Origin of the sequence: Pseudomonas sp. GM50 (assembly GCF_000282375.1) — a bacterium.
Taxonomy (GTDB): domain Bacteria; phylum Pseudomonadota; class Gammaproteobacteria; order Pseudomonadales; family Pseudomonadaceae; genus Aquipseudomonas.
Window position 1 is genome coordinate 1 of record NZ_AKJK01000149.1, and the last position, 9123, is coordinate 9123.

Genomic DNA, 9123 nt, shown 5'->3' on the forward strand with positions numbered 1-9123 from the left:
CGGCAGGCTGCCGCCGATGGCTTTGGACAGCACCACCACGTCCGGAATGATCCCGGCGTGCTCGAAGGCGAACATCTTGCCGGTGCGGGCGAAACCGCTCTGGATTTCATCGACGATCAGCGCTACGCCGGCCTTCTCGGTGATGCGTCGCAAGCCGCGCAGCCAGTCAAGATCGGCCGGAATCACCCCGCCCTCGCCCTGCACCGCTTCGACGATCACGGCAGCGGGCAATTGCACACCGGCCTCTGGATCATTCAGCAGGTTTTCCAGGTAATTCAGGTTGACCTGCACCCCCTGCGCGCCGCCGAGCCCGAACGGGCAACGGTAATCGTAGGGATACGGCATGAACTGCACGCCATTGCTGAGCAACGCACCCAACGGTTTTTTCGGCCCCAGGCTGCCCATCAGGCTCAGCGCGCCCTGGCTCATGCCGTGGTAACCGCCCTGGAACGACAACACGGTGCTGCGCCCGGTGGCGGTGCGCACCAGTTTCAGCGCGGCTTCCACCGCATCGGTGCCAGTGGGCCCGCAAAACTGAATTTTGGCTTCAGCGGCCAATACCTGTGGCAACAGACCGAACAGGTCCTGGACAAACTGATCCTTGACCGGCGTGGTCAGGTCCAGGGTATGCAGCGGCAGTTCATCGGTCAGCACTTGCTGGATCGCTTCGATCACCACCGGGTGGTTGTGCCCCAGGGCCAGCGTCCCAGCACCGGCCAGGCAATCGATGAAACTGCGGCCTTCGACGTCCTCGACATAAATGCCCTTGGCACGCTTGAGTGCCAGGGGAATACGCCGCGGGTAGCTGCGAGCATTCGATTCCTGCTGGCTCTGACGGGCCAGCAGCGGCGATTCGTTGAACTGATAAAGCGTCTCGGCTGGCGTCGGGAGGATCCGGGCCGGCTGATCTTCGATAAGGCTGGTAGCGACTGACATCTCTCGACCCCTCAATACGCTGTTGATAGTGACCAAAACTTCACACCGGACAGGTGCGCGTTCCAGTCACGGGGCGCACTTGCAGGTTTTCCTGTTCTGGAAACGCATCAGGACCTCAAGGATTTAGACCCTCGATCAGCTTTCTATGAAGGTGGCGACAGCGCCTTGTGCATGGGAATGGCGTGGAGTCCCGCCACAGTGAAGGTTTCAGCGCAAGCCCGGTAACCCAGACGGTGGTAAAACGCCTCGCCAGTACGGGTGCTGTTGAGCCGCGCCTGAGGTAAACCGCGAGCGATCAACCACGTCTCGAGGTCCTGCACCAACGCTTGTCCGGCGCCTCGCCGAAACCATTCCGGTTGCACGTAACAAAACGCGACCTTGCCGCTGAGCGCCGCCATGGCGACGCCGATCGGTTTGTCCTGTAGCAGGGCGATGTTCAGGTACAACCGCGGGTCGGCGAGCCAGGGCTGCACGTGTTCGATGGTTTTGTTATGGGTCCAGGTGGCGACGGTTCGCGGATCGTTGCGGTGATCGAGCGCGCAGCCGACGCGAATAGACCGCTCGACGATGCGGCTGATGATGCCGGCGTCGGCAGGCGTTGCCTTGCAGATGTTTATCGATGCATCCATGGCGCTGTTACCTCAATCCATTGAGTCAAAGCTGCCGGAGGACGATAACGTTGTGGGGGCCGGGTGGCTAATGGAGAGACGTTACATTTGGTGTGTATGGAAGATTGCTTTCGCGGGCAAGCCTCGCTCCTACAGGTCCGCGCTGATTTCGAAATCAACACTAACCCTGTAGGAGCGAGGCTTGCCCGCGAAGGCCATCACACCGGTTGCAGCGGCATGGTCAGCTCGACCCGCAAGCCATCCGGCCGGCTGTCGAAATGCAAGGTGCAGCCGCAGCGCTGGACGATGGCCTGGACAATCGCCAGGCCGAGGCCGCAACCGGTGCTCTGGGCGTTGCGCCAGAAGCGTTGGGTCAGGTGTTGCAGGTCGTCTTCGGAAATCCCCGGGCCGTGATCGCGCACCAAAAAGCGCACGCGATTGCCGGTGGTTTCCAGGCTCAGCTCCACCGCCCCTTCGCCCGGGGTATGGCGCAGGGCGTTGTCGAGCAAGTTGCGCAACGCAGCAATCGACAGCACTGCGGGCATTTGCAGCGGCGCATTGGAGGATCTGGCCGGCATCTGAAACTTGATCCGCTGACGATCACCGCTGGCCGCATCCTGAATCGCCAGTTTCGCCACCTGCTCGGCGCTGCATTGCACGCCATCATCGAACGACAGACTGCCCTCGACGCGCGCCAGCAGCAGCAATTGTTCAAGCGTTCGGTGCAGACGGTCGGCGCCCTCTTCGGCCCGGGCCAAGGACTGATCCCGGGCGCTGCCTTCGGTCATGCGCGCCACTTGCAAGTGGGTTTTGATGGCGGTCAGTGGGCTACGCAATTCATGGGCGGCATCACCGGTCAGGCGCCGTTCGCGCTCGATGGTCTTGCCGATGCGCTGGAACAACTGGTTCTGGGTTTCCAGCAGCGGCTGCAGTTCGCTGGGCAGTGGCTGGATCTGCAACGGCTCCAGCGAATCGGCGCTGCGTCGCATCAACGCATCACGCATACGATTGAGCGGTGCCAGCCCCTGACCGATGCCGAGCCACAACAGGCACAGGCAACCAAGTAGCGCCACGCCGACCGGTACCGAGGCCGCCAGCAGAATGGACATGTTCAGCGCTTCGCGCTCGATTTGCCGGTCGGCGGTGGTAATACGCACATCACCGCGCGCCAGGGTGAAGCTGCGCCAAGGTGCGCCGTCGATCATTTGATCGTGAAAGCCCATTTTTTCGGCCTCCAGGGTTTGTTCGGGGCTACTGTGGCTGCGCGCCAGGATCTCGCCGCGCAACGAGCTGACCTGACAGGCCATGCCGCCAGGGATGCTCAGCTGTTCAGCGCTGAAATGAGTCCCCTCGCCCTTGCTCGGCAACGCCGGCAGTTGCTCCAGCAGCCCGGCCACCATCCGCGCCGACGCCACCAGCCGCTGGTCCAGGGAAAACATCATCTGGTTGCGCAGATCACTGAGCATCCAGGCGGCGGCCAGGGCCCAGATCAGCGCAAACGCGGCGCCGAGGGTCAGGCTCAACCGCAAACGCAGGCTCATCACTTCGATTGCTCTCCGCCATCGGCCGGCCCCAGGCGATAGCCCAGGCCGCGCACGGTCTCGACAATGCCATTGCCGAGTTTGCGCCGCAGGTGATGGATATGCACGTTGAGGGCGTTGCTTTCCAGTTCGTCGTTGAAACCGTAGACGCTGTCTTTCAATTGCTCGGTGGACAGCACACGGCCACGGTTGTGCAGCAAGGCCTGCAACAGTGACTGTTCGCGACGGGAAAGGTCCACCGGCTGACCGCCGAGCATGGTTTCGCGGCTGCTCGGGTCGTAGGTCAGACGGCCGTGTTCGATCAGGTTGACGCTGCGCCCCGCCACCCGCCGCAACAGCGTGTGCAGACGCGCGGCAAGCTCGCGCAGGTCGAACGGTTTGAGCAAGTAGTCGTCGGCGCCCGCTTGCAGGCCGTCGACCCGGTCGGTGACCGAATCCCGCGCGGTGAGGATCAGCACCGGGATTTCCAGGCCATGATGGCGCAATTGCTGCAACAGCTTCAGACCGTCTTCATCGGGCAGACCGAGATCGAGCACCATGACGTCGAACTCCGCGACTTTGAGCATCGCCCGAGCCTTTGATGCGGTGGCGACGTGCTCGACGGTCAGGCCTTGAGCGGTCAACCCGGCAACAATGCCGCTGGCGATCAGCTCATCGTCTTCACAAACCAGTACGTGCATGGGAGCTCCGTGAACAAAAAAGGAGAGTCAAACAGAGAAGGATTAAGCCGCAATTATGGCAAGTCCACAACCGACGAGGCTGGCGGCACTCAATTCGCAACGCATCTACACGGTGCCGGTGTCGGACAATCCGTTTTACTAAACATAAAGTTATTGAAACACCCAACTTTCAAAAGAAACAAACACCAACACTCCACAACTATACAAAAATAAAACACCCCTCTAACCTGCCCACACACCAAACAAACAATAAAACTTCAACCCTTATCAAAACATATCAACTTCCTAAAGGATTAGAACCATGACAACATTCGAAAACGTTGTTGCCGTCGACTGGCGTTCTGAATACGACCAGATTTACTTCTTCTTCAAAGGCACCAACACTTACTCGCGCTTCAGCATCCGTGAAAATCAAGTTCCAACCAGTTACCCTCTACCTGTTTCTTGCAATTGGGGAGGTTTTCACAACGCACAAAATCTTCGCTTCGGATTCACCACCACAGGCTTCGACACTGACGCGATTGACGGCGACATTTTATGGTTGTTCGATCGTTACGGTTTCGGCAAAAACAGCCCATGTGTCCACAAATACAATCAGGATACCGAGACCCTCATCCGTACGTTGCCGCTCGAGAAAACACGTTGGCATCAACTGGTCCCATACTTCGATAAAATTATCGCCGGAACATGGTGGCAAACCCGACCTGGACGAGCACATCTGTTTCGTTTCCTGCTGAACAACGGCAAGGCACTTCGCCTTGATTTCGGATACGGTACGATTATCGAAGAAGACATTAACGAAAAGACCTGGCCCGGGCTGTCAGCGTATAAAGATCGAATCATTACCGCTGCGCAAAATGACCGGACCCTAGTGGACAATTACTTATATATCTTTCTGACCAATAACGAATACATCCGGTACAACATCCAGGAAAACAGGGCAGAGTCCGGCCCGATCACCATCGATAATGAGTCCTGGCCAGGGTTGCTACGAGGCTGACAGAGTCGCTGGCGAAGTGGGCACATCCCACCGGCGCGGTTAATCATCGGTTAATCGCCGCCCGCCACTGTGCACCTCACTTGCACAGGGATAAGGCTTACCCATGCGTCGACTGTTTTTATTCTTTGTTCTCTTGATCTCGGGTGTGGCCCAGGCAGGAACGAATCCGTTCGAGACCAAACCCGATTTTCTCCCGGTGGAAAAAGCGTTCATCTTCACCTCCGAGCGTCTTGAATCCGGGGAAACCCAGCTCTATTGGCAAATTGCCGACAATTATTACCTGTATCAGAAACGCCTGAAATTCGACGGTCTGGCCCCGGAGCAGATGCCGGTGCTACCGGAGGGCGAGTCCCACAGCGACGAGTTCTTCGGCGAACAGCAGGTCTATCGCCAGGGTCTGGAGCTGAGGATCCCGGCCGGTGCCACCGGTCAGATCAAAGTGGGCTTCCAGGGCTGCGCAGATGCCGGTTTGTGTTATCCGCCACAAACTCAAGTCGTCGATCTTGGCGCCAGCAATGTCCTTAGCGCGTTTAATGAAGAGGCGCCCGACCAGGCCCTGGCCAGCGGCCTGCAACAACGGGCGCTGGGCTGGAGCCTATTGGTGTTCTTCGGCCTGGGGCTGCTGCTGGCGTTCACGCCTTGCTCGTTGCCGATGCTGCCGATTCTGGCGGGTTTGATCGTTGGCAGCGGTGCCACGCCCAAACGCGGCTTTGCACTGGCTGGCAGTTACGTGATCAGCATGGCGCTGGTGTATGCGGCGATGGGCGTTCTGGCGGCGCTGCTCGGGGCGAACCTTCAGGCGCTGCTGCAAAACCCTTGGTTGCTCGGCAGCTTTGCGGCGGTGTTCGTGCTGCTGGCCTTGCCGATGTTCGGTTTCTTCGAGCTGCAGTTGCCGGTGGCCGTGCGAGATCGGCTGGAACATGTTTCGCGCAATCAGCGCGGTGGCAACCTGATCGGTGCCGGTGTGCTCGGGGCTTTGTCCGGCCTGCTGGTGGGACCGTGCATGACCGCTCCATTGGCCGGCGCCCTGCTCTATATCGCCCAGAGCGGCAATGCGCTGCACGGCGGGCTGATTCTGTTCGCCATGGGTATCGGCATCGGTGTGCCGCTGTTGTTGCTGGTGACTGTCGGCAATCGTTTCCTGCCCAAGCCCGGTGCCTGGATGAACCTGCTTAAAGGCGTGTTCGGTTTCCTGTTCCTCGCCACCGCGCTGCTGATGCTGCGCCCGGTGCTGGATGAGTCGCTGTGGCTCGGATTGTGCGGCGCGTTGTTGTTGATCGCCGCCTACAGCGCCTGGAAGCAGTCGCAAGGCTTTGGTCGCGTCGCCCATCTGTTCGGCGCCAGTTCGCTGCTATTGGGTCTGTGGGGCAGCCTGCTGGTGGTCGGTGCTGCGGGTGGCAGTGACGATCCATATCAGCCGTTGCAGGTGTACAGCGCCGGCCGTACCGACGCCACCGCGCCGAGCGCTCATGATGCATTCACGACGATCAAGGAACCCGCCGTCCTGCAACGCGAACTCGATGCGGCGAAGGCCCAGGGCCAATGGGTGCTGCTGGACTACTACGCCGACTGGTGTGTGTCGTGCAAAGTCATGGAAAAACAGGTCTTCGGCAAACCGCAGGTACTGCAAGCGCTCAGCGATGTGCGCTTGCTACGGCTGGACGTCACCGCCGACAATGCCGCCAGCCGCGAACTGCTCGGCCGTTATAAAGTGCCGGGGCCGCCAAGCTTCTTGTGGATCGGCCCCGACGGCGAAGAGCGCCGCAGCCAGCGCATCACCGGTGAGGTCGATGCCGGCACCTTCCTGCAACGCTGGACCACCACCCGAGACGCTCGTTAATGCTGACCTTTACCCTCGGCACCTTTGCCATCGCGCTTAACCACCTGCTGCTGATCAGTGCCCTGGCGCTGGCGACCTTTGTCGGCTGGCGGGTGGCCAAGCGTGGCGGCGAGAACCCGGAGTCGGTGCTGTTCAGCCTGTTCCTGCTGGGCATGCTGGCGGCCCGGGTCGGTTTCGTGATGGCCTACTGGGCGCAGTATCGCAACGATCCGTGGCAGATCATCGACCTGCGCGACGGTGGTTTCCTCGCCTGGCCGGGGGTGGTCGTGTTGTTGCTTGCTGCGTTGTATCGAGGCTGGCGTCGCCCGGGCATGCGCCGGCCGTTGGGCTTTGGCGTGGTCAGTGGCCTGGCGTTCTGGCTGCTGGCGACGTTCTCCCTGAACATTTATGAACAAGGCACACGCCTGCCGCAGATCACCCTGCGCAACGCCGCCGGCCAAACCATACAGCTCAGCGACTACCAGGGCGGTCCGCTGGTCATCAACCTTTGGGCCACCTGGTGCCCGCCCTGCCGCCGGGAAATGCCGGTGCTGGAAAACGCCCAGTTGCAGCGCCCGGACCTGACCTTCCTGTTCGTCAACCAGGCCGAAAGCATGCAGAGCGTCGCCACCTTTCTCGAAACCCAGGGCCTGAGCCTGACCAACGTGCTGTTCGATGGCGGCGGTCGATTGAGCCAGGCGGTGGGTTCCATGGCATTGCCGACTACGCTGTTCTATAGCCCTGACGGGTACCTGTTGGGCAGCCATCTGGGCGAACTCTCTGAAGCCAGCCTGACCCGCGCCCTGGAAAACTTCGACACCCCGAACCCGGCCACCTCGGCCACGCCTTCAAGGAAATTGCCATGCTCCGCCTCCGCCACCTGCTGACGTTGACCCTGGGTGCCGCCCTGCTGCACTTACCGTCGGTACAGGCCGATGAATTGCCTGAAGCGATCAAGAAGATCGAAGCCAAGGGCGCCAAAATTGTCGGCACCTTTGACGCGCCCGACGGCCTGCGCGGTTATGCGGCGCAGTACCAGAACCGTGGCATGGCGCTGTACCTGACCCCGGACGGCAAACATGTACTGCTGGGCAATTTGTACGACGCCGAAGGCAATGACCTGAGCAGCGCGCCGTTGCAAAAACTGGTCTACGCGCCGATGGCCAAGGAAGTCTGGGGCAAGATGGAAGCGAGCAACTGGATCGGTGACGGCAACAAGGATGCACCGCGAATCGTCTATCTGTTCAGTGACCCGAATTGCCCGTACTGCAACATGTTCTGGGAACAGGCGCGGCCGTGGGTCAAGGCTGGCAAGGTGCAATTGCGGCACATCATGGTCGGCATCATTCGCGAAGACAGCCCGGGTAAATCCGCCGCGCTGCTGGCCGCCAAGGACCCGCAAAAGGCGTTGGCAGACCATGAGAAAGCCGGCAAGGACAGTTCGCTCAAGGCACTGAAAGATGTGCCGCCGGCGATTCAGGCGAAACTCGCGGCGAACATGCAGTTGATGGAAGACCTGGAACTGGCCGCCACCCCGGCAATTTTCTACATGGATGACAACGGCCAGCTGCAACAGCAGCAAGGCGCGCCGTCGCCGGATAAATTGGTGAAGATTCTGGGGCCTAAGTAATCCCATCGCCCCCATCGCGAGCAGGCTCGCTCCCACAGGTGACCGCATATCCCTGTGGGAGCGAGCCTGCTCGCGATGAGGTCATCAAAATCGGCTAATTTCTCCCGCCTAGAAACTTCAGCAGTGCATCTGTAACAAACTGCGGATTCTCCAGATTGGAGATATGCCCCGCCTCCGGCACCAGCACATACGGGCAACCAATCAACTCAGCCATTTCTCTGGTTTCCGACGGTGGTCGCGGTTTGTCCTGATCGCCACACATCAACAGCGTGGTTTCAGGGTTCAGTTCACCCAGGCGCGGCAACAGATCATCACGACCAAAGGTAATCCGCCCCATCGGCACGATGCTTTGACGCAGACGGTCGGCCGGCAGCGCGGCCAGTCTGGCGCGAAAATCCTGATACAGCGCCGACTGAGGATCGATGCCCGGGCGGAAGAAGATCGGCACAATAATGTCGAGCAGTTGCGGCGAGATCACACCGCTGTCTTCGATCTGCTGGAACAGCGAGAAATAGTATTGGCGGGTCGGGTCGGGCTCGACGCCGACGTAGGTGTCCATCAGCACCAGACCGTTGAGCCGCTGCGGTGCTGACAGCGCCAGTCGCACGCCCCACATGGCACCGACCGAAAGACCGACCAGCGTGACCTTGTGGATGTCCAGATGATCGAGCAATGCCAGGGCCTGGCGTGCCACGTCATCCAGCGACTTGGTGCACTCGGGCATCCGCCCGGATTGGCCATGGCCCCACAGGTCCAGAGCGATGACCCGATAGTGCTGCGACAGCGCCGCAATCTGCGGCGCCCACATGGCTTGGTCCCACAGGTAACTGCCGGCCAGCAGTACCGCAGGGCCTGTGCCTTGATCTATGTAGTGAAGCGCTTGTCCATCAACCGTTACGAAGGGCATCG

General features: G+C 60.3%; 9 protein-coding genes. 4 read left to right on the forward strand and 5 right to left on the reverse strand.

Features of this window, described 5'->3' with window-relative positions; all coding sequences use genetic code 11:
• The 4 genes from PMI30_RS00260 to PMI30_RS00245 all read right to left on the reverse strand — a co-directional run.
• Window positions 1–936 (reverse strand): diaminobutyrate--2-oxoglutarate transaminase family protein (locus PMI30_RS00260; RefSeq protein WP_008015236.1); only part of this gene is annotated, 936 nt, incomplete at its 3' end.
• 143 nt (window positions 937–1079) lie between these two features.
• Window positions 1080–1565, reverse strand: a complete 486-nt coding sequence (locus PMI30_RS00255) for a GNAT family N-acetyltransferase (protein ID WP_008015238.1) — start codon at window positions 1563–1565, stop codon at window positions 1080–1082.
• A gap of 197 nt (window positions 1566–1762) precedes the next feature.
• On the reverse strand, window positions 1763–3088 hold the full coding sequence (locus PMI30_RS00250) for an ATP-binding protein (RefSeq protein ID WP_008015239.1): 1326 nt from the start codon (window positions 3086–3088) through the stop codon (window positions 1763–1765).
• Window positions 3085–3765, reverse strand: a complete 681-nt coding sequence (locus PMI30_RS00245; protein ID WP_007894982.1) for a response regulator — start codon at window positions 3763–3765, stop codon at window positions 3085–3087. Before PMI30_RS00245 ends, PMI30_RS00250 begins: the two co-directional genes overlap by 4 nt.
• A 301-nt stretch (window positions 3766–4066) precedes the next feature.
• Here PMI30_RS00245 and PMI30_RS00240 point away from each other — a divergent pair, with 301 nt between their 5' ends.
• The 4 genes from PMI30_RS00240 (at window position 4067) to dsbG (ending at window position 8214) form a co-directional block, all read left to right on the forward strand.
• Window positions 4067–4765, forward strand: coding sequence for a hypothetical protein (locus tag PMI30_RS00240; protein WP_008015240.1), 699 nt, complete (start codon window positions 4067–4069; stop codon window positions 4763–4765).
• Between the two features lie 103 nt (window positions 4766–4868).
• Window positions 4869–6605, forward strand: a complete 1737-nt coding sequence (dsbD, locus tag PMI30_RS00235) for a protein-disulfide reductase DsbD (RefSeq protein WP_008015241.1) — start codon at window positions 4869–4871, stop codon at window positions 6603–6605.
• A complete protein-coding gene (locus PMI30_RS00230; protein ID WP_008015242.1) occupies window positions 6605–7471 on the forward strand; it encodes a TlpA disulfide reductase family protein in 867 nt (288 codons plus the stop codon). The genes dsbD and PMI30_RS00230 overlap by 1 nt, the downstream gene beginning before the upstream one ends.
• The gene (gene dsbG, locus PMI30_RS00225; RefSeq protein WP_008015243.1) at window positions 7447–8214 is read left to right on the forward strand and encodes a thiol:disulfide interchange protein DsbG; all 768 of its coding nucleotides are present in this window, start codon (window positions 7447–7449) and stop codon (window positions 8212–8214) included. Before PMI30_RS00230 ends, dsbG begins: the two co-directional genes overlap by 25 nt.
• A 94-nt stretch (window positions 8215–8308) precedes the next feature.
• On the opposite strand, the gene PMI30_RS00220 is transcribed toward dsbG, so the two are convergent.
• Entirely contained in the window at window positions 8309–9121 is an 813-nt protein-coding gene (locus PMI30_RS00220) for an alpha/beta fold hydrolase (RefSeq protein ID WP_008015244.1), read from the reverse strand.
• Between the last annotated feature and the right edge of the window lie 2 nt (window positions 9122–9123).

Coding starts and splice junctions, on each gene's coding strand:
- PMI30_RS00245 (WP_007894982.1), bottom strand. CDS start 3,765: ATGCACGTACTGGTTTGTGAAGACGATGAGCTGATCGCCAGCGGCATT.
- PMI30_RS00255 (WP_008015238.1), bottom strand. CDS start 1,565: ATGGATGCATCGATAAACATCTGCAAGGCAACGCCTGCCGACGCCGGC.
- dsbG (WP_008015243.1), top strand. CDS start 7,447: ATGCTCCGCCTCCGCCACCTGCTGACGTTGACCCTGGGTGCCGCCCTG.
- PMI30_RS00230 (WP_008015242.1), top strand. CDS start 6,605: ATGCTGACCTTTACCCTCGGCACCTTTGCCATCGCGCTTAACCACCTG.
- dsbD (WP_008015241.1), top strand. CDS start 4,869: ATGCGTCGACTGTTTTTATTCTTTGTTCTCTTGATCTCGGGTGTGGCC.
- PMI30_RS00240 (WP_008015240.1), top strand. CDS start 4,067: ATGACAACATTCGAAAACGTTGTTGCCGTCGACTGGCGTTCTGAATAC.
- PMI30_RS00220 (WP_008015244.1), bottom strand. CDS start 9,121: ATGCCCTTCGTAACGGTTGATGGACAAGCGCTTCACTACATAGATCAA.